We start from the raw sequence: 20,911 nt of genomic DNA on the forward strand, positions 1-20,911 counted from the left end.
GCGGGAAAGTGTAGTCGATTGCTTCCAATCGATTCGAAATGGTGGCAGTCTGGGTCGAAATTCCCCGATGCAGATCGCTTTCGGGTGAATTCAATATCGTTCGGGCACCGCCAAGTCATGCAGTTCTTGCCAAGCACGCCGATAGCCATCGTCCTGATCGGCGCCCTGATGGCCGTCGGTTTGCGTCGGGGATTGTGGCTGTTCTTTGCCATGATGCCGCTTGGGGCGGCGGCGGCGTTCAATTTGCCCTCGGTCGGGAACGCATCCTTCGGCATCAAGGAACTGGCCTCCATCCTTGTGTTGGGGATGGTGTTCTTCCGGCCCCGCGGATTTGACAATCTGATCGGGACGCTGCGGCCGGGCCAGCCCGGGGCGATTGCGCTTGTTCTGTTTGTCTATTGCATCCTGTCGGCCCTTTGGGTGCCGTCGGTGTTCGGCGGTATGACAGAGGTTTTCACCATCTCACGCGATGCCAACACCAACGGCATCCGGTCGATTCCCCTCGGGCCCACAGCGGGCAACCTGACCCAGCTTTTTGCGCTCTCGCTCAGCTTGGCAGCCTTTCTGGCGCTGGCGACCCATAGCCGGACTGATCCGGATCCGCGCCGAATTGAACTGGCCATGGCGGTTGCCACCGGACTGAACCTGGCCTTGGGCCTGATCGACATTCTCAGCGCCGATGTCGGGGCATCCCACGTGATGGACGTGCTACGGACGGCGAACTACTCGATCCTCTCGGAAGCGCAGATGATGGGGTTCAAGCGGATGATCGGCGGCTTTCCCGAGGCATCAAGCTTCGGCAGCTTCTCGATGGGGCTGATGGGGTTCTGGTTACACCGCTATCTGATCGATCCAAAATCGAAGCTGGCCCTGACGATGGCCTTGATCGCCTTGTTCTGCGTGGTGCGGTCCACCTCTTCGGCAGCCTATGTCGCGATGGTGGTCTATATCGGGATCTATGCAATTTACGGCGCCGCCACGCGGATCGGGACCGTCCTGTCCAAGCAGATCGTGATCACGTCCATTCTGGGCATCCTCTTGGTGTGGCACGCGATGATCATGATCTACGCCGCCTACGAGCTGGTTGAACCCGTGACCGCCTTCCTCAATGAAAGTCTGTTTGACAAGCTGGGATCGGATTCAGGTGTGGAACGGATGAGCTGGAACGCACAGGCGCTGAAGAACCTGACGGACACCTGGCTGATCGGCGCGGGTCTGGGCAGCGCCCGGGCCTCGAATTGGTTGCTCAGCAGCCTTGGCAGCGTTGGGGTGCCCGGAACGGGCCTGTTCATCGCCTTCCTGATTTCCGTGTTCCGAATGGAGGTGTCAAAGCCGGGCAGCCCGGCCGACATGACGGTCGGCGCGCTGAAATGGGGCTGCGTGGCAACAATCGTGACCGAATTGCTGATCGCGTCCACGCCCAATATCGGGGTCTTCTTCTTTGCCATGACCGGCCTTGCCACCGGGCTGGCCCGCAGCACGCAATTGGTCGAGACGGCCAAACCCACGTCTCCTTTGGTGCGGAGACGCGCGGCATGACCTTTCGCCCTGCGCTGGCTGTGGCGCTTGCGCTTTTCGGGCTCTGGGCACCGGAAGGTGCATGGGCCTACGATCGGGCGCTGACGGGACCGGTCCTGGGGGCCTCGACCGATTTTGGTCAGACGTGGAACCCTGCCATCCTTGGGGCATCCTTAGCGCTGCCTCTGTCCCTGTTTCGCGACGAGATCTTCTGGAAGAATGTGGAAACGGATCGCGGCGCTTTTGTCTTCGACAATCCGCGCACAACCTATCCCGATCTGCTGCCGCCCCTGGGTGCGCACTTGATGCTTCTGGTCAACAACCCGCATCCCGGCCACGACGGCGGCTCGACACCCTGGACCGAGGCGGGCGTGCAAGCCTTCGCCCGCGACACGGTCGAAACACTACGACGCTTTCCCGGCATCGAGATCGTCGAGGTCGGCAACGAGATGAACTCCAAGACCTTCGCTTGGGGACCCGGCTGGGACGGTCCAATCGAGGCGCGCGCAGCCAGTTACGTGCGCCTGCTGGCGGCAACCGCGCAGGCCGTCCGGGCAGAACGGCCCGGTGTGGAGATTCAGGGTGGGGCTGCGCATTCGATCCCGATTGCCTGGTTCAAAGCGATCTTCGCGCAGGGTGCGGCGGCTTATATGGATGCCTTGGTGATCCACCCCTACACGATACGTCCCGAACAGCTGGCCCGCCAGATCGCCCTCCTGCGGCGCGAGGTGCCGCAGACGGCGAACATGCCCATTGCTGTCACGGAATTCGGCCAAACCGATGCGTCGACGGCTTCAGCCTATCTGATGAAGTCCTACTGCCAGCAGGCGATTTCTGGGGTCAGCCGCGCCATCTGGTATCCTCTCAATCCTCGGGGCGACGGACTTGCAGCCCTGCTGTCGCCCGACGGCGGCCTAACCCCGGCAGGAGAGACCTTCCGCTTCATCCGAGCCCATTTCGAAGGCCGCCCTGCGGAGGATATTTCGCCCGACCCCTTCACCTATGGCTGCCGGTTTGGCTCTGACACTCTGGTGATTTGGGGAGAGCCGCGTGACGTCGCCCTCGCCCCGGGCGTCAGGGCGCTTGACCTGTCCGGCAAGCCGTTGCCGGACAGCGCCGCACAAAGGTTGTCGCCGGACGTCCCGCTGATCCTGCAGGGCACCTTGGGCACGCTGCGCCTTGGGCAAGAGGTTAGCCTTGGCCCCAACGGCATCCTTGCCGACAGTTGGAATCAGTTTGCTTATCCCGAAACGGGCGGTGCGCCAGACCCTTTCGAACGTCTGGTCCGCCAAAATGGGCAAGATAGTCCCCTCCTCATGCGCCCCGGCCAGGACAGCGATGGCGTGCCCTGGACACCCTATCTTGGCACAGACATCGACGGCGTCGCCCGCGCTTCGGCAGAATGGGTCCAGCCGTCAAATCCCCCGGCAGGCCCGATCGATATCGTCTACCGCTACCACATGGCAGAGGCGGCACGGGTGACGGCAGAGGTGCGCCTTGAACCCTGGGACGGGGGCGTGACCGTCTCGGTTCTGCTGAACGGAACGGTCCTGCGCCAAGCCGCGGTGACGAACAAGGAAACGATCACACTCGATCCCCTGTCACTGGCTCAAGGTGACGTGATCGAGGTCGTGGCGGCGCCCAACCCCAAGCAGGGTGGCACGGGGCTGCGCGTGATCTTGAAACAGGCTGTGCAATGACGAACCGGGCGCCCCCAGAATGCCGCTGTTCCGGCCCGCAATGGCTGCAATGGACTGACAGCAACTTGGGCATGCGATGCTGACAGGACCAAAATGCAACTGAGCAAGATCGTCATGATCAACGACACCAGCGTTTCGCGCGGCGGCACGGCTGCACTGGCGCTTCTGGCCATGCGAAACCTGCGGGCACGGGGCATCCCAGTGCAGTGGCTGTGCGGCGACGATGGCCGGAACGACGAATTCGCGGCCTTGCAGGTGCCGGTGTCCGCAGCCCATCAAGTGCCCCTGTTGGAGCGGAGCCGGGCAGACGCAGCCCGGGCGGGGGTCTACAACACCGCTGCGCGGGATCTGGTGGCCCATCACATTGCCGCACATGACGACGCAGCGACGGTGTATCATCTGCATGGCTGGGCGCAGATCCTGTCACCTGCCGTGTTCACTGCCCTTGCACCGGTTGCTGACCGCGTATTCGTTCATGCCCACGACATGTTCCTCGCCTGTCCGAATGGGGTCTACATGGATTATCGGCAGGGCGCGGTGTGCACTCGCACCCCGCTCAGCCTCGATTGTGTGCTGACCAATTGCGACAAGCGGGCCTATCATCACAAGCTTTGGCGCGTCGCCCGCCACGCGGTGCTGCGTCGCACGTTCAGCGCCGCTCTGCCTTGGGCCGGTGTATTCCAGATCCACCCCGACATGCAGCCCCGGTTGGAGCGTGGCGGGATTCCTGGCCGGCTTTGCAAGACCCTGCGCAATCCCGCAGATCCCTACTGTGCCACGCGAATCCCGGCCGAGGCCAACACGGGATTGATCTACGTCGGACGCCTTGAAAGGGACAAAGGCGTTCTGGCTTTGGCACAGGCGGCGCGGCGCACCGGGTCCGCGGTGACCTTCATTGGCGAAGGGGTGCTGCGGGCAGAACTCGAGTCGCGGTTCCCGGAATTCCCCGTCACTGGCTGGAAAACCCGGGACGAGATCGGCGCCATAGCCGCACAGGCGCGGGCCCTGGTGATGCCGTCCCTGCACTCGGAACCCTTTGCCTTGGTTCTGCCCGAGGCGATTCATTCCGGTCTGCCCGTGCTGGTGTCCGACACCGCCCTCATGGCACGAGAGATCGTTGCGCGGGGCCTTGGTCTGGCCTTTGACCCAAGCGATGATACGTCTTTCGACGCTGCGCTGACCAGCATCAACACGACCTCACCGGATCGCCTGCGCGGGATGAGCGAGGCGGGTTTCTCTACCCCTCAGCGTCTTGCGCTGACTGTGGAAAGCTGGACTGATGGCCTGATCGAAGCCTATCAGGGGGCCGTCTTGCGCCAGCGGCCCTCTTGATATGATCGGGTGCGGCTGAAGCCAAGGATGCGCTGCGGCTCGCAACGACCAAGACAAATGTCCATGATCGCCTTCATGTTGCCCAGCAGCCGGCCACGGTAATCGGCCCAAGGACGCGGATGCAGCGTGCCCAGAAGGTTCGACCCCATGTTGCGGATCATCAACCGCCGCGCCCGCGGCCAGCCAATCGTGCCCTTGCGCAGCATGTAAACAGGGTTGGCGATCTGCGAATAGCCCAAGTTCAAGCCAGGCGTCCGCCCTGTCTTGGTGCCCAAATGCACGCCGCGCGTCACGGTTGGCTGCACGCAGCGCCCATATGCAAGAAGCCGGGCCGAGAAATCGGCATCTTCCAGCCAGCTGTAAAGTGGCAAGTTCTCGTCAAAGGTGATGGCGTGGGAAACCACCGGCTCCGCCCGGATTGCCATGTTGCAGCCATAGCCATTGTCAACCGGGCGAAACTGCCGTTCCGCCGGAGTGCGGATTGCGTCCGTCAGAAGGCGCTCTCCTTGCTCAAAGTTGAGACCCGGGCCAAGGATGCCATCTGCAATCAAGACCCCCGTGGTCATCACGATGTCCGGATGCGTGTCGAAGATCTGCTCGACCTCTTGCAGGTAATCCGGGGCCATCAGAAAGTCATCGTCCAGAAACATCAGCAGATCGTCGGCGGTAAGCCGGCTCAGGATTGCATTGCGTTGCCGTGACAGACCCTTCGGGCCCAGCAGAACCTCCACTTCGAAGGGAAGATCAGCTGTCTCCAATCCGCCAGCATGCGCCATGTCACTGACGCTCAGCACAACCAACTCGGGCAGCCGGGTCTGACGCGTCAGAAAACGGACTGTCTCTGCCACGATCCCGGGCCGGCCTGCGGTGGGGATGCCAATGACAATGCGGCGCGTACCCGATCCTGTCCTTGAATGCGTCATCTTGCTTGCCGCGGCCATGGTCTGAGTTTCCATTCAGGAGGCACCCTGCCGACGCACAACGACATCGAATGTACGCAGCAAAATGCGCATGTCCCGCGCAAAGCTGAGGTTTCTGACGTAGTCCACATCCAGCGCCACGCGCTCGGAATAGGTGCAGTCGCTCCGGCCGCTGACCTGCCATGCACCTGTGATGCCGGGGCGGACCGACAGATAATCCCGCGCATTTTCGCCGTATTTCACCAATTCCTCGGTTGTGATCGGGCGTGGGCCGACCATCGACATGTCGCCGCGCAGCACGTTCCACAACTGCGGCAGTTCATCCAGACTGCTGGATCGCAGGAACGCACCAAGTCGAGACACGCGCGGATCACGGTGAACCTTGCGGCGCACCTCCCAATCCTCCCGAGCGATCGGGTCGATGGTCATGATGTGATTGAACATCTTGGCCCCGTTGGGAACCATGGTGCGAAATTTGTAGCAGCGAAACAGCCGACCGCCACGTCCGACGCGGACATGGCTAAAAAACACAGGCCCGTCTCGGCGCATCAGGATCAGGCCGGCAACAATTCCCATCACTGGCGCAATCAAAATCAGGCCTACGAATGCAGACACGCGGTCAAAGGCCATTTTCGCCAAAGAGTCGCCGGGAACAACACCTTCCACCCGTCTCTGTACAACAGCATCCGGGCGCTTGACGGCGACATGCGGTTCCAGGAATGGATCATGAGCGATATTCAAGATGGCTACCCCTATTCAATCGCCATCGTTAAGACATAATCTGGACGGGTTCTCGACATGAGAGTCATCAACAGATTGTTTACGATTTGGAGATAAGGGCCAGGCAGTTCAGGGCGAATCGCAGTGAGGACATTCGCACAAAATATAATATCATTCTAAATCAATAACATAAACAGATGCACTGGAGACGCATTCTGCACAAAAAATCACAAGATACCCGCTAAAGTTGCATTTACGCCGAAACAGTCGCGCAAATCAATAGCAGTCGGAATCATGGCCGAAACTTGACCGGTAATCTTGATTGTGAACAGACGATCTGCAAACTCTGCGGACTGCGGCAATTGTTTCCAGACTGCAGCCGAAACCATGCCTTTCTGTTGCCATGTTTGACAAGCCCCCCTCTGGTCCCGATAGTCGGGTTAACAGATCGCAAACAGAGCATTGTCATGAACCAGGTTCTCCAGTCGCCTGCAGCAGAATCGCTTTTCCCGGCGACACCGGCGCAGCATCGGCTTTGGTGCCTTGCCCGGGATTACGGCGATTCGGTCTCCAAAAACATCGCCGTGCAATGGGAGCTGCAGGGCCGTTTCAGCGATTCCGCGGTGGAAACTGCTTTCCAGACGGTCTTTGATCGGCATGAAATCCTGCGGACAGCATTTGCAGAGCATGACGGCGCGCTTTGGCAACATGTGGTGGCGCAGGTGCCATTCCATCTGGGCTCGATCGACATTCGAAGCATCCCCCCCGCGCAATGCGAGACGCGGATCCGCGACATCGCCGAGGAACTTGCGGCCAAGCCTTTCGACATGGGCACCCCGGGACAGTTGCGCGCCTGCCTTGTGCGGTTTGCGGCGGAACGGGCGATGCTGCTGATCGCAACGCATTACGGCGTGTTCGACGGCTTCTCGATCAAGGTACTTGGCCGCGAGATCGGAACCCTGATCGCCGCCGCCGAAACCGGTACACCCGCAAACCTTCCGGAGCTTGCGCTGCAGTACGGCGACTATGCCCAATGGCGCGCCGCCTGTGCGCAAAGCGCGTCCATGACCGAAGCACGCGACTTCTGGCACACCAGACTGCGCGACAAACCCTATTTCGAACTCCAGACCGACCGTCCGCGCCAACCCGGTGCCGAGCGGGCTGGCACCACACTGAAACTGCCGATGGCGCCGAACTTCCGCGCTGATCTGGACCGGGCTGCCAAGGCTCAGGGCACGTCGTCGTTCGCCTTCGGGGCCGGAGTTATGGCAGCGGCATTGCACGCCGTGACGGGTCAGGCGGAAGTCGGGTTCACCACCTGCGTCGCGGGGCGCGAGGAAGCGGAACTTGAATCCCTGATCGGGTCATTCGTGAACCCCGTCGTGCTTCAATTTGCCTGCGCGGGGGCCACGGTAGGCGATCTTGTCAGTGCATCGCGGCGCAGCGTCGCCGAGGCCTTGGCCAACGGCGATTATCCCTTCGACGACTTGGCCCGAGACCTTGGCCAATCGCCAGCGCCCGGCAAGACACCCTTCGTGGCGCCCTTCTTCTCGCTTCAGTCGGTCTTCGTGGAAGAGCAGGACTATGGCCCGCTGCGCATCGTCTCGGTGCCCTCGCACACGCCGCAGGTGACCCATGATCTGGCCATTCAAGTCATCGGTCGTGCATCGGGTTGGCACATGATCATCGACTACGACACCGGCCTGTTTGACGAGGCCACGGTCCGGCAGTTTGCCGATGTTGTGCAAAAGGGCTTTGCGACCGCCTTCGATCGCCCGTCAACCCCCGCAGCGGCCTTGGTTGCCGCCCCTTCCCGGGCCATCAAATCCTCACCGCGGCCCGAAGTGCCGGTGGCTGAAAAGCCCATGCCGGGGTTTGCCCCGGTCTTGCGGGCGGCGCCGCAGACACTCAGGCGGCTATCGGCGATCTGGCAGGATTGTCTGGCCGTGGCAGCACCAGAACCGGGCAACGATTTCTTTGATCTGGGCGGCAATTCATTGGGCGCCTTGCGGATGCTGGCGAAGGTGGAAGCCGACCTTGGCGCGCGCATCGCCATTGCGGCTTTTTTTGACAATCCCACCCTGGGCGGCCTTGCCTGCAAGATCGACGCCGTGTTGGGGACGACAGCCGAGGCAGGGGACGATGGCCTGTGGAACCTGATCACCCTGCGCCCCGCGTCGGCGAAGGCACCGCTGATTGTGTCGATCAACCAGCCCTTCCTGTACCACGGTCTGGTGCGCAGCCTTGAGCCTGAGGTTGAAATGATCAACTTGCACGTCAGGGATACCGCCTCGCTGCAAGGTGCGGAGTCCGAGGTGCTTTCGGCGCTGATCCAATCTGCCGTCGAAACGGTCGCCCTGCGCGGGGCGGGACGGCGGGTTTTCCTGATCGGCCACTGCGTCGACGGCACCCTGGCCCTGCTGATCGCCCGAAAGCTGGTGGATCTGGGCCAGACACCGGATCTCGTCGCGATGATCGACTGCTGGGCACCGGATGCGAACGTCGCCATGTCACCTCGCCGTTTGCAGTTGCGGCGAATGGGGGCCAAGGCGCGGCGCTGGGGTCAGAACCTGCGTCAGTTGGCAGCGGGCGAGATCGGTTGGACGGAATTCCTGTCGCGCAACAAGATCACCCGCCCCGTCCTGGAGTGGATGGGACGTGTCGCCCACGCCACGGAGGCCGAACGCGAGGAATGGGCAGTCAACGCAAGGCTGGTGGCACTGGTCCGCTCGATGACCCAAGCGACCTATTCCGGCCCGGTGGTCCTGTTCGCCACAGGAGGCCAGAACCCCGACGCACGGCCCCGCCTGTTCGGCTGGGCTGACTGGCTGCCCGCGGATACGCCGATCTACGATCTGCCCGGTTGGCACGAATACGCGCTGAAGAAGCATGGCGTAAAGGCCATATCGGCCATCCTTGGCTGCCGCTTGAGCCGCCGTGCGGCGTGACTGGGACAGCTGTCGGGATTGACCTGTGGCAGTGGTCGCTTGACTGTGACGCGACAGAAGCCGGACGCCGCAGCGCTGTTCTAAGCGAGGCGGAACAGGCGCGCGCGGAACGCTTCGTCCATGATCGGGATCGCATCCGCTTCATTTCCGGCCGATCACGCCTGCGGGGCATCCTGTCGGACATGCTCGGAACCTCCCCATCGTCACTGACCCTGCACGAGGACGCCCAGGGCAAGCCGTTCGTGCAAGGTGGCCCGGTGTTCAACCTCAGCCATTCGGCCGGCCTCGCCGCCCTTGCCGTTTCGCTCGATCAGACCGTTTGGCTGGGCGTTGACATCGAAGGGCTGCGCCCTGTCGATGATGGTCTTGACGCTTTGGCCTTCGCCCCCGAAGAGCGCGAGGCGCTGCGCGCCGTCGCACCTTCAGCCCGGCAAGAGGCCTTCTTCTTGGGTTGGACCCGAAAGGAAGCCGTGGTGAAGGCCACGGGCAAGGGTCTTCGGGCCGACCTTCAAAGCTTCGCGGTCTCGTTGCAGCCGGGGCAACCGGCTTGCCTGCTCCGGATGGATAGCCAAAACACCAATGACTGGCGCTTGCACGACTTCCGCCCGCGTGCCGACATTGCCGGCGCGATCGCCTGCAGGACCAGCGGCCGCGAAATTCGGGTCACACGGCGCAGTTGACCGCAGAAAAGGCCGCCGCATGTGACGCCGCATGTGACGGCGGGGGCTTTTGCCCAGGTCAGAGCCCCGTCAAGTGCCTGTCCGCTTGCGCAGGAAATCCTTCACCGAAGGCCGGGCGACAGACGGGGCAGCCGCACCGCGCTGGTCGGCAAAAGCCGCCAGCTCTCGCAGGCTGGGGTTGTCCAGCACATGGCGCGCTTCCAATCCATAGCCTTTGGCGATCATCCGCGCCGCCAGCCGGAATACAGCCAGACTGTCGATCCCCATCGCAAAGATCGTCTCGGTCACCGAAATCTCTTTCAGCCCCAAGACCTCGCACCAGATCGCGGCCAAGGCCTTTTCGGTCACCGTTTCAGGCGCGCCGCCGACAGGCGCAGCGCGGCGGGTCACCGTGAAATCCGGATCGGGCAGAGCCTTGCGGTCCAGTTTGCCGTTCGCGGTCTGGGGAAGGGCCGCAAGCTGCTGCCAAAGCGTTGGCACCATGTAGTCGGGCAAATCGCGGGCCAACGCAGCGGCAAGCGCCGACGTGTCGACCGTGCCAACGACATAGCCAACCAGCCGCTCCTGCCCACCCGGCGCGGTCTTCAGGGCCACGGCAGCCGCCGCCACGCCCGGCTCGGCGCGCAAACGGGTCTCGATCTCTGCCAGTTCGATGCGGAAGCCACGCAGTTTGATCTGCCCGTCGCGACGACCCAACAGACGCAGACTGCCATCGGCGGCGCGCGTCGCAAGGTCGCCGGTGTGGTAAAGCCGCTGGCTACGCCCGGCAATCACGCCGGGGCGGAAGGCCTGCGCCGTCAGGTCGGGCCGGTCGAAATAGCCCTTGGCCAGACCTTCGCCGGCAATCACCAGTTCCCCAACCTGGCCGGGGGCGCACAGCATCCCCGATCCGTCAACCACATGAAGTTCGGTGTTGGCGACGGGCACCCCGATTGTTACCGCACCGCCTTGGCCAATCCGCGACAGGGCGGACCAGATCGTGGTTTCGGTCGGGCCATAGAGGTTCCACAGCGTGCCGCCTTCTGCGGTCAGCCGGGCCGCAAGATCCGGGGCAAGGGGCTCGCCCCCTGCCAGCATGCGCAAGCCCGCAACGGGTTCCAGACCGGCCTCCAGCAGCAAACCCCACAGCGTCGGCGTCGCCTGCATCACCGTGATGTCACCGCGTTTCAGCCTTTGAACAAGCTTAAAGCCGTCAAGAACGTCACTGCGGGTGGCGATTTCAACCTCGGCACCGACCGTAAGCGGCAAGAACAGTTCCAGCGCAGCGATGTCGAAGCTGACGGTGGTAACGGCCAACATTTTGTCGGTCGGCCAAAGTCCGGGCGCCTCGGCCATCGAACTCAGGAAATTCACCACCGCCCGGTGCGGAACCTCGACCCCTTTGGGCGTGCCGGTCGAGCCTGAGGTGAAGATGACATAAGCCGCATCCTCGGCCGAAACCCGGCGCGGTTGCGGCACCGCACCCTTGCGCGCCGAGGAGGGAAGAATGACAGGGCGCGCGCCTCCGCCGGACAAGGTCGTTGCGTCTGGCGCGACGACAGCGGCGACCCGCGCCGTGTCCAGCACCAGGATCTGCCGCGCCAAGGGCAGGTCCGGATCAACCGGCACATAAGCATGCCCTGCTTTCAAGACGGCCAACAGGGCCACAACCATGCCCCGATCCCGCGGCACGGCAACGCCGATCCGTTGGTTCTGCCCGGGAACCCGCGCCTGAATTTGGGCGGCCAAAGCATCGACTTCGACCATCAGGTCGGCATAGGTCAGAAAGCCCGCAGCATCGCTGACCGCAGTCGCCTGGGGAACCTGCTGGCAGGTGCGGGCTACCAGATCCTGCACCAGGGCCATCCGGTCAAAGGCCATGGCGCTGCGGTTCCAGCGTTCCGCCATCTCGCGGACCTGAGGTTCGCGCATCAGTGGCAAGGTGGCGATGGGCATTTCCGGTGCTTCGGCCATTGCGTCCAGCACGGTTTCAAGATGCCCGACCCAGCGGTCCACGGTGGCCCGGTCAAACAGGTCTGCGTTGTAGTCGACGTCTATGCGCAGCCCGTCGCGGCCTTCGACCATATTGAAGAACAGGTCAAAGTTCACAGCGGCCTTGGGATTGGCCGAAACAGTGGCCCGGGCGCCACCCAGCCGCAGGTCTTCTGGCACACGCTCCAGATTGAACTGCACCTCGGTCAGGGGCAGGCGTGACAAGGTGCGCGGCAGGTCAAGATCGCGGACCAGCGTCCCCAGCGTATAGGCGCCGTGATCAAAGGCCGCCCCCACCGCATCGCGGACCCGGGCAAGATGTGTGGTCGCAGCGTCCTGCGGGTCAAAATCCGCACGGATCGGCAAGAAGTTCACCAGATGTCCGACCAGCGAGGGGTCCTCCAGCTTGGCTTGGCCACCGGTGGGAACGGCCAGCACAACCTGGCCGCTGCCGGACAAGCGGCCGAGGGTGATTTGCAACCCGGCGAAGAGGGACGAGAACAAGGTGGCCCCGTGCTTGGCCCCCGTCTTGCGCAGGCGCTTGACAAGGTCAGCGCCAATGCGGGCCGAGGCGGTGGCACCGGCGAAGCTCTTGCGGGCCGGGCGCGGGCGGTCCGTCGGCAGGTCTGGCAAGACCGGCAAATCGGCATATTGCGATTTCCAGTACGAACGCACCTTGGCATCCGGCGCGCGGTCTTGCGCCTGTTGGGCAAAGGCGGCGAAGGATTGCGCAGGGCCCAACTTTGCCGTGCGCCCTTCCGCGCGGGCCGTGTAAAGCGCGGCCAGTTCGGTGAAAAGCGTGTTGAATGACCAGCCATCACAAACGATGTGATGCGCGGTCATGACCAGAACGTGCTGATCCGGGCCAAGACGGTACAGCATCGTGCGGAAGGCAGCAGCGCCGGTGATGTCCACCGGCCGCCGCGCATCGGCCGACAGGGCGTCACGCAAAGCCGCCTCGGCATCTGAGCCTGCAATGTCCTCATATATCGGCACCACTTGAGCCGGCGGCGTGACTGTGAAGCTGGAACCATCCCGCGCGAACTGCGCCCGCAACGCATCATGGCGTGCGACAAGGTCCGTCAGGGCGGCCGCCAATGCAGCACGGTCCAGCGGCCCCTCGATCCGCATCGACACGCTTTCATTGAAACTTGCCGCCGGCAGATCGCCCAACTGATGGGTCATCCAGATTTCGCGCTGGCTTTCGGTCAGGGCGACCGGGCCAGACACCTGCTGGGGCACCGGCATGGCCGCTTTCGCTGGCACTGCGACAAGATCCTTCGGCAGCAGAATGCCCACCGCGTGCAGCGCGTCGAGGGCATTTTCGAAGGCTCGCAACACGGCGGCGCATTCGGCCTCGCCATGGGTGGTGGTCAGGAAACCGCAGAACCCTTCCAGCACATGCACGCCCTCCAGCCGCATCAGCGGGAAAAGCAGCGTCGCGCGCGGATCGTGCTGGCTGGTGTTGATGACGAACCAACTGGAGAATTGGCTGACCAGTGCGGGAAGCCCGCGCGCGGCCAAGGCCGCATTCATCTGCCGCGCCAAAGCTGCGGCACGGTCAGCGGTGCCAGACCACAGCCGTTCGCCCTGGCGTTCCAGGTGATCGAGCACCGCGTTGACGGCGGCGATGACCAGCGGATGGCGCACGAAGGTGCCGGCGAAGAACGTCGGCGCCACCTGCGGCGCGCTGTCATCGCCATAGCCCCATGCCCCGCCGTCCAGCGCATCCATGAAGCGCCGTTTGCCCGCCAACACGCCCACCGGCATGCCGCCACCGACGACCTTGCCATAGGTGGCCATATCGGCCTCGATCCCCCACAGGCCCTGCATGCCCTTGGCATGGGTGCGAAAGCCGGTCACGACCTCGTCCATCACCAGCGCAGTGCCGCCGTCCTTGGTGATCCGGCGGATATCGCGCACGAAGTCAGCGGGCTGCAGCTCGGGATGACGGCTTTGCACCGGCTCCACCACGACGGCTGCAATGTCGGCGACATTCGCCCGGATCCAGTCCAGCGCGGCAGCGTCGGCCCAAGGCAGCACCACCATGTTGGAGACGCCTTCGACCGGAATTCCCGGCGCAATCGGCAGGGCGCCGGGTTCGCCCCGGGCCTTGGCCTTGATCAGAACCTCGTCGAACTGACCGTGATAGTCATTGGTGAAGGTGACGATCTTCTTGCGGCCGGTGACCGCGCGGGCCAGACGCATGGCAGCCATCACCGCCTCGGACCCGGTGTTGCAGAAGGTCACCCGGTCATGCCCGACAAAGCGGGCAAAGCGTTGCGCGGTGGGGCCTGCGCTGTCCTGCTGCGGGCCTATGGGAAAGCCCCGCGCCATTTGCGCCGCAACCGCCTCGGTCACGAAATCCGGGGCGTGACCGAAGGCCGTGGTGCCAAAGCCGTTGACCAGATCAATCAAACGGTTGCCGTCGACATCCTCGATATAGGCGCCGCGGGCCTTGGCTGCGACAATCGGGAAGATCAGCTCTTTCCACTCTGCCCGGAAGCCTGCGACGGTGCGCGGATCCGCGTGGAACGGACGATTATCCTGCGTGTGGGCCTTTGACCCGCCAAATTTGGCGCTGTAGCGCTCGGCCAGATCTGTGGCAAAGGCCTGCTGCGCGGGCGTCAGTTCGGCATGGGTCAGGGCCGGGGCGCGACCGAAGCGGATCGGCTCCGGCTTGGCGGGCGGGTCTTCCGCCACCGGCGTGACAGCCGGGGCTGGCACAGGGGTCACAACCGGCGGGTCCACCGTTGCCGTCGGGGTCGCGCCGCCCATCACGCGCAATTGTTCGCTGAACAGCGACTGCATCGCCTGCATCTGGGCCTGCATCAGGCTCGCCATATCCCCGCCAACTGCGCCGGCAACCAACGGGGCAAGTGGGGCTGTCGGCGCCGGGGCCGCGACAGGGGCTGCCATCACCGGCGACGCCGGGGCTGGGGCGAGGACGGCCGCCTCGGCAGGCAAGACGGCATCAAGATGGCCGGCCACAGCCGACAGGGTCGGAAAGTCGCTCAACAGGCTGCGGAAGCTGATTTCAACGCCATAGGTCTTGGCAAGCGCCTGCGACATCTGCCCCATGAACAGGCTGTCAAAGCCCAGTTCAAGGAAAGGCGTCCGGGCATCGGCAAGGGTGACCTGCTCTCCGGACAGGTCAGTCAGCATCGCGGCAAGGTCGCGGATCAGACGGTCGGTGCGCGAAGCGGCGGCTTGGGTCTGGGGCATGATATGGCTTTCGACAAAAGGCGGGGCCGTCAGGACGGCTGGGATGGCAGCTTCGCGCGGGACGGGCGCGACAGCAGTTCGGGCCGGCGGATCGACCCAATGGCGTTTCTTGACAAAGACGGTTCCCGGCAGGTCAAGCTTGCGGGTGCCGCGACGACTTGCCTTGGGCCAGTCGATTTCGACACCCAAAGACCACAGCTTGCCGGTGGCACTGGCCATAGCCGCCTCGTCCGTGACCGGGCGAGTGTGATCAGGCAGCGATTGCAGCAGGCTGGCCGCAGCCTCGCGAGACAGATTTTGGGCCGCGAAAGTGGACAGGGTGTTGCCGGCGCCAACCTCCAGCAGAACCGGGGTTCCGCGTTCGGCAAGGCTTTGCACCGCACGGGCAAAGCGCACCGGAGCGCGGGCCTGCCGGGCCCAGAAGCCGGGATCGGTGGCCTCGGCCGCAGTCATCAACGCACCGGTCATTGCAGAGACCATCGGGATGTTCGGTGACTGAAGATTCGCCCCCGCCAGACTTTCGCGCAGCGGAGCTACGACGGGGTCCATCATCGCGCTGTGGAAGGCGTGGCTGGTGTGCAGGCGGCGGTGCGTCAGGCCAGCGGCGTCCAGCCGGCGCTCCAGCATGGCAATCGCGGCATCGGCTCCCGCGGCGACCTGCATTTTCGGCGCGTTCTCGGCGGCAAGATCGACGCCCGGGGTCAGCACCGCTTCCAGCTGCGCCAGTTCGGCACGTACTGCCAGCATCACGCCCGAGGGTTGCGCCTGCATCAGACGGCCCCGGGCGGCGATGGCGCGCAGCGCAGCTTCAAAACTCATGATCCCGGCAAGTGCTGCCGCAGCGAATTCTCCCACCGAATGTCCAAGCAAAACAGACGGCTGGACCCCACGCGCCATCCAGGCCTGCGCTGTGGCAAATTGCGTCAGGAACAGCGCGGGCTGCGCCAGTGCGGTCTGCTTCAAGGCCTCACCCGCGTCCGAAGCTTGTGAAAGGTCAGTCAGCAAAGGCCTCAACGGGCGATCCAGCAAAGGCGCAAGGATCTCGCAACCCGCATCAATCCAGCGGGCATAGGTCGGCAGGGTGGCATAAAGACCGCTGCCCATGCCGGGATATTGCGCGCCCTGCCCCGGGAACAGGAAGGCCACCGGCGGCGCGTCGGGTCTGGACTTGAGAGCGGGCGCAGCCAGAAGCAGGCCCGCAGCCGCTTCGGGCGAACTGGCTGCAATGGCCAGGCGGTGATCGTGTGCGACACGGCCATCCTGCAGCGTCAAGGCAACATCGGCAAGGTTTGGCGATGTGGCGCGCAGCGTTTCGGCAAACTGGCTGGCCATCCGGCCCAAGGCCTCCGGCGACTTCGCCGATAGCGGCAGGATCTGAACGGCATCGACCTGCTGGGCCACGGATAAAATCGGCGGCGCTTCTTGCAGGACAATGTGCACGTTGGTGCCACCCACGCCAAAGCCACTCACCCCGGCAATCCGCGGTCCGTCCGAAGTCCAATCCTGCAACGCGGCCGGCACATGGAAAGGTCCGGCGGCAAAGTCGATCCTTGGGTTCGGGGTCTTGAAATTGGCCACCGGCGGGATTTGCCGGGCTTTCATCGCCTGAAGCGTGCGGATCACGCTGACGGCACCCGCCCCGGCATCCAGATGGCCAATGCTGCCTTTGACAGAGCCCAGCGCGATCGGGCGATCCACCTTGCCGAAGGCCTGATGCAGGGCGCGGACCTCGATCGGGTCACCCAGCGGAGTGGCCGTGCCATGGCATTCAACGAAACTGACCTCGGACGGTGCAATCCCCGCATCGCGATGTGCTGCGCGGATCGCCCCGGCCTGCCCCGCAACCGACGGCGCGGTGAACGAGATCTTGTCGGCCCCGTCATTGTTCAGGCCGATACCCCGAATGACCCCTTCAATCCGGTCCCCCGCCGCCAAAGCCGTTGCCAGCGGTTTCAGCACCAGCACGCCGCCGCCATGGCCAAAGACCGTCCCCCCGGCCTCTGCATCGAAGGGTCGGCAAAGACCATCGGGCGAGGACATGCCGCCCTCTTGTGTGACGTAGCCCCGCTTTTGCGGGAAGGTGATCGAGATGCCGCCCGCCAGCGCCATGTCGCAGTGCCCGGCCCGCAAAGCCGTGACCGCCTGCGCGATGGCCGTCAGCCCGGTGGAGCAGGCGGTGTGGACGGTCATGGCCGGGCCCTTGAGATCGAGCTTGTAGGCCACTCGGGTGGAGAGCGTGTCGGTGATGTTGCCGGTCAGCGTGGTGTAATTGTCGATCTGGAAGCCGTCGGTGAATTGGCTCAGGGCCAGTCGGTCGGACATCAGGTTGGCCAGCATGTAGGTGCTGGTCGAAGAGCCGGCATAGACGCCGATGGCGCCGTCCGCCCGCGTCGGATCGACCCCGGCGGCGTCCAGCGCCGCCACGCAAATCTCCAGAAATACCCGGGCTTGCGGGTCAATCTTCTCGGCCTCGCGCGGCAGGATGTTGAAGAAACGGGCGTCGAACATGTCAACGTCATCCAGCACCGAACGCGCCGGAACATAGTTCGGATCAGACCGGCGGGCGGGGGCGTCTTCCAGTTCATCCGTAGAGAATCGTTGGATGAGGTTGGCGCCCTCGGACTGGCGGGCCCAGAAAGCGTCCAGCGTCGCCGCCCCCGGAACACGGGCGGCGTAGCCGATCACCGCGATATCGGTGGGGCGGATTTGCGGCGCGGCTTCCGGCACGGCCGCAACCCGCGGAGCGGCCTTCGCGGCCTCTGCCAGTGCCAAGGCAATATCCCCCAGACGGGGCCGTTCGAAGAACAGCGTCAGGTCGAACGGCAAGGCCAAAGCCCGCTCGATCCGGGCGTGGGCGTCGATCAGTTGCAAAGAGGTTCCGCCAGCGTCGAAGAATGTGGCCGTGTCCGGCAGCGGGCCACAGGACAGGATCTCGTCCCAAACACCGGCGATTGTGGCTCGAATGTCTTTGGCGGCCACAGGCGCAGGCACCGGCCTGCTGGCAATCTGCGCTTCAAGAACAGCGCGAACGGCCTTGCGGTCAGGCTTGCCCATGCTGGTCACCGGCAGTTCCTCCATCACGGTGACATGCCGTGGCAGGAACTCGGCATGCAAATGCTGGCGCGCCTCCTCCAGCACTCGGGCGATGAAGACGGGTTCATCGGCCGGCATGATCACAGGTTGCAGCGCCAGACCGATACGCTTGTCGCCACCCGGACCCTTGACAGCTTCGACAAGCGCCAGATGCACACCGGGCGCATTGCGGAACACGTGCTCAATGCCATCCAGTTCGATCCGGCGCCCCCCCAACTTGATCTGACGATCGGCACGACCGAAGAATTCGAAAACCCCGTCGGCCCGGCGCAAGGCCATGTCACCGGTCCGATAGACACGACCAGCTTGGCCGGGGCGCGGATCATCGATGAACACTTCGGCGGTCTTTGCGGGCATGCCGAAGTAGCCCAGCGCCACGCCCGCTCCACCAATCAGCAACTCGCCCATAATGCCGTCGGGAACTTCGCGCAGCGCCTCATCCACCACGAAGGCATGTTCATGGGTCAGTTCGCGGCCAATCGGGATTGGGGCGCCCTGCAGCAGGTCCATCCCGATCTCTTGCACGATCGAAATGCAGGTGGTCTCTGACGGGCCATAGATGTTCACCATCCGCAAGTCTGGCACGACCTCTTTCAGATGGCGCAGCGGGTCGGGGGACAGCACATCGCCGCCTGCCATGGCAAGGCGGACGCTCTTGAAGGCCTCGGCATGGTGGGCGACGATCAGGTTGTGCATGCCCACGTATTGCGAAGTCACGGTGACCTTGTGTCGGGTCATCGTCGCCGCGATCTCGGGCAAGGCGGGGCGCGGGGTTTCCACCACGGCCAGCGCGGCTCCGGCCAGAAGCGCCGACCAGACCTCGATCAACCCGCCGTCGCAGGCGAGGCTTGACGCGTGCAGCATGACGTCATCGGGACGCAGGCCGATCACCGGCTGGTCCAGCGTGAAAGCGGCAAGGCCACGGTTGGCCAAAACGACACCCTTCGGCGTGCCCGTCGTGCCAGAGGTGAAGACGATGCAGGCCGCATCCTCGCCATGGCCCTGCGGCCAGTCTTGCTGCCTTTCGGCAGGGGCAAGTCCGGACAGCGCGATCCGGGGAACCCCAGGCGCGGCAGCACAACCCTCGGGCAAAGGCCCGGGCTGGTCCTGAAGGATGGCGGCGAAAGCCACCTGACCGACGATTTGCGACAGTTGCACAGGGTCGGAATAGGCGGGGTCAAGCGGCACAAAACCGGCACCGCATCGCAGGGCCCCCAACATGGCAATCAGGTTGCCCGCCGAGCGCGAAAAGGCCAGGCCAACAAGATCGGCGCGCTTCACACCCGCAGTGCGAAGGGCTGCCGCCACGGCATGAACGCGGACCATCATCTCGCCGTAGCTGAGGCTGCGGTCGCGCAGCAGGATGGCCGGGGCGTCTGGCCGCCGTCGGGCGATCTCCTCGACATAGTCAATCAGCGGGAGGGCCGGATCGAAGGTCCGCAACAACCGGGAAGCGTCGGCGTGATCTGCCATCTCAGCTACCTCAATTTGCCAATGAACGTAGGGAGTCGGGCCAGGATAAGGAGCCTACCTTACCCGCCGCGCCGCACCATCGGCCGTAGACCTCGTCGCCGGACCGGGCCGATTTCGAGGTTGGCGCGTCCAAAGATTCGTTAACGAATCTTTGCGGTTGCAGGGGATTTCCAAGAGCGAAACATTGCGTTTCCGCCCGGCGTTGCAGCAGGGCCTCGCAGACAAAGGCTGCGTTGACACCGGATTGTTTCCAAATGCGCGCTGCAGGCTTGCCCCCCGCCACTGCGCGCTTTGCGCGAAACGATTCGCACGGTAACACCGTCAGGGCGACCTGCAGCAAGACGAGGAAACCGCTGTGCCCCATTTGCCCACCGGCCCGCTGGACCCCGATGCCCGCGTCGTCATCGATCGGCTGAACGCGCTGAACGCACCCGGCTATGAATCGATGGCCCCGAAGACCGCCCGCGCCATCGCGGCGCATCTGCGGCGCAATGCGGCTTATCCGCGGGTAAAGGTTGGTGCAGTGCGGGATATTGACCTGCTTGGCAATGGCCCGCCGATCCGGGCGCGGCACTATCGCCCGTTTCAGGTTTTGGCCGGCAGGGCACCGACGCTGGTCTATTTCCACGGCGGTGGTTGGACGCTGGGCGATCTGGACACGATGGACCACCTGTGCCGGGCCTTGGTCCGGCAGGCGGGAATTGACGTGATCTCGGTCGCTTATCCCTTGTCGCCGGAAAGCCGCTGCCCCGCGACGGTTGCGACCTGCGTCAAGGCGGTTCAGGCTATCTTCGACGCGGCAGGGGACCTGTGCCTCGACCCGGACCGCATCGCGCTGGGGGGCGACAGTGCGGGGGGCAACCTTGCGGCAGTGCTGACCTTGATGGCCCGCAACCGGGCCCTGCCCGGCATCCGGGCGCAATGCCTGATCTATCCGGCGCTTGATCTGCGTGCGGACGCCGTGCGCGTCCAAGCCCCGCATGACACCATGTTCATGCGGCCCGAAACGATGGACTGGTTCACCCGCAACTACCTTGGTCCAGAGGGCGACGCTGCCGATTGGCGGGCCTCGCCGCTTCTGGCATCGGACCTGCGCGGCCTGCCCGCCACTTATGTCCTGACCGCAGGGCATGACGTGTTGCGCGGTCAGGGTCTGGATTACGTGGCAGGTCTGCGCGCGGCAGGGGTCACCGTCGTCGGGCGCGACTATCCCGGCCAGATCCACAATTTCGTCGCGATGCCCTACGCCATACCAACCGCGCATGCGGCCATTGCCGACATTGCAGAGTTCCTGATTGACCACCTCTGTGGTCTGGCGGGGGCCTAGGGCA

The 20,911-nt window shown here is 64.1% G+C and carries 9 protein-coding genes; 6 read left to right on the forward strand and 3 right to left on the reverse strand.

Going from position 1 to position 20,911, the window contains the following annotated elements; translation table 11 throughout:
• The first annotated feature begins 117 nt into the window (after nt 1-117).
• The 3 genes from AC1Y2B_RS09585 to AC1Y2B_RS09595 all read left to right on the forward strand — a co-directional run bounded on the left by AC1Y2B_RS09585 (nt 118) and on the right by AC1Y2B_RS09595 (nt 4,550).
• The gene (locus AC1Y2B_RS09585; RefSeq protein ID WP_482252859.1) at nt 118-1,539 is read left to right on the forward strand and encodes a hypothetical protein; all 1,422 of its coding nucleotides are present in this window, start codon (nt 118-120) and stop codon (nt 1,537-1,539) included.
• Nucleotides 1,536-3,218, forward strand: a complete 1,683-nt coding sequence (locus AC1Y2B_RS09590) for a glycosyl hydrolase (RefSeq protein ID WP_482252860.1) — start codon at nt 1,536-1,538, stop codon at nt 3,216-3,218. The genes AC1Y2B_RS09585 and AC1Y2B_RS09590 overlap by 4 nt, the downstream gene beginning before the upstream one ends.
• Before the next feature lie 93 nt (nt 3,219-3,311).
• A complete protein-coding gene (locus AC1Y2B_RS09595) occupies nt 3,312-4,550 on the forward strand; it encodes a glycosyltransferase family 4 protein (RefSeq protein ID WP_482252861.1) in 1,239 nt (412 codons plus the stop codon).
• On the opposite strand, the gene AC1Y2B_RS09600 is transcribed toward AC1Y2B_RS09595, so the two are convergent.
• Nucleotides 4,517-5,506: a glycosyltransferase family 2 protein gene (locus AC1Y2B_RS09600; RefSeq protein ID WP_482252862.1), complete on the reverse strand. Its 990-nt coding sequence runs from the start codon at nt 5,504-5,506 to the stop codon at nt 4,517-4,519. The genes AC1Y2B_RS09595 and AC1Y2B_RS09600 overlap by 34 nt on opposite strands.
• Complete coding sequence (locus tag AC1Y2B_RS09605; RefSeq protein WP_482252863.1) at nt 5,507-6,211, reverse strand: sugar transferase; 705 nt, start codon at nt 6,209-6,211, stop codon at nt 5,507-5,509.
• 446 nt (nt 6,212-6,657) lie between these two features.
• Between AC1Y2B_RS09605 and AC1Y2B_RS09610 the strand changes: the two genes are divergently transcribed.
• Both AC1Y2B_RS09610 and AC1Y2B_RS09615 read left to right on the forward strand, forming a co-directional pair.
• Nucleotides 6,658-9,138: a condensation domain-containing protein gene (locus AC1Y2B_RS09610; protein ID WP_482252864.1), complete on the forward strand. Its 2,481-nt coding sequence runs from the start codon at nt 6,658-6,660 to the stop codon at nt 9,136-9,138.
• Nucleotides 9,135-9,818, forward strand: coding sequence for a 4'-phosphopantetheinyl transferase family protein (locus AC1Y2B_RS09615; protein ID WP_482252865.1), 684 nt, complete (start codon nt 9,135-9,137; stop codon nt 9,816-9,818). Before AC1Y2B_RS09610 ends, AC1Y2B_RS09615 begins: the two co-directional genes overlap by 4 nt.
• A 69-nt stretch (nt 9,819-9,887) precedes the next feature.
• On the opposite strand, the gene AC1Y2B_RS09620 is transcribed toward AC1Y2B_RS09615, so the two are convergent.
• Complete coding sequence (locus tag AC1Y2B_RS09620; protein WP_482252866.1) at nt 9,888-19,580, reverse strand: amino acid adenylation domain-containing protein; 9,693 nt, start codon at nt 19,578-19,580, stop codon at nt 9,888-9,890.
• Nucleotides 19,581-19,935: 355 nt separating this feature from the next.
• Between AC1Y2B_RS09620 and AC1Y2B_RS09625 the strand changes: the two genes are divergently transcribed.
• Complete coding sequence (locus AC1Y2B_RS09625; protein WP_482252867.1) at nt 19,936-20,907, forward strand: alpha/beta hydrolase; 972 nt, start codon at nt 19,936-19,938, stop codon at nt 20,905-20,907.
• Nucleotides 20,908-20,911: the final 4 nt, after the last annotated feature.

The organism is Stagnihabitans sp. (genome assembly GCF_964946895.1).

Bases quoted from the DNA above. Each gene is read 5' to 3' on its own strand.
- AC1Y2B_RS09585 (WP_482252859.1), top strand. From the start codon at position 118: ATGCAGTTCTTGCCAAGCACGCCGATAGCCATCGTCCTGATCGGCGCC.
- AC1Y2B_RS09590 (WP_482252860.1), top strand. From the start codon at position 1,536: ATGACCTTTCGCCCTGCGCTGGCTGTGGCGCTTGCGCTTTTCGGGCTC.
- AC1Y2B_RS09595 (WP_482252861.1), top strand. From the start codon at position 3,312: ATGCAACTGAGCAAGATCGTCATGATCAACGACACCAGCGTTTCGCGC.
- AC1Y2B_RS09600 (WP_482252862.1), bottom strand. From the start codon at position 5,506: ATGGAAACTCAGACCATGGCCGCGGCAAGCAAGATGACGCATTCAAGG.
- AC1Y2B_RS09610 (WP_482252864.1), top strand. From the start codon at position 6,658: ATGAACCAGGTTCTCCAGTCGCCTGCAGCAGAATCGCTTTTCCCGGCG.
- AC1Y2B_RS09620 (WP_482252866.1), bottom strand. From the start codon at position 19,580: ATGGCAGATCACGCCGACGCTTCCCGGTTGTTGCGGACCTTCGATCCG.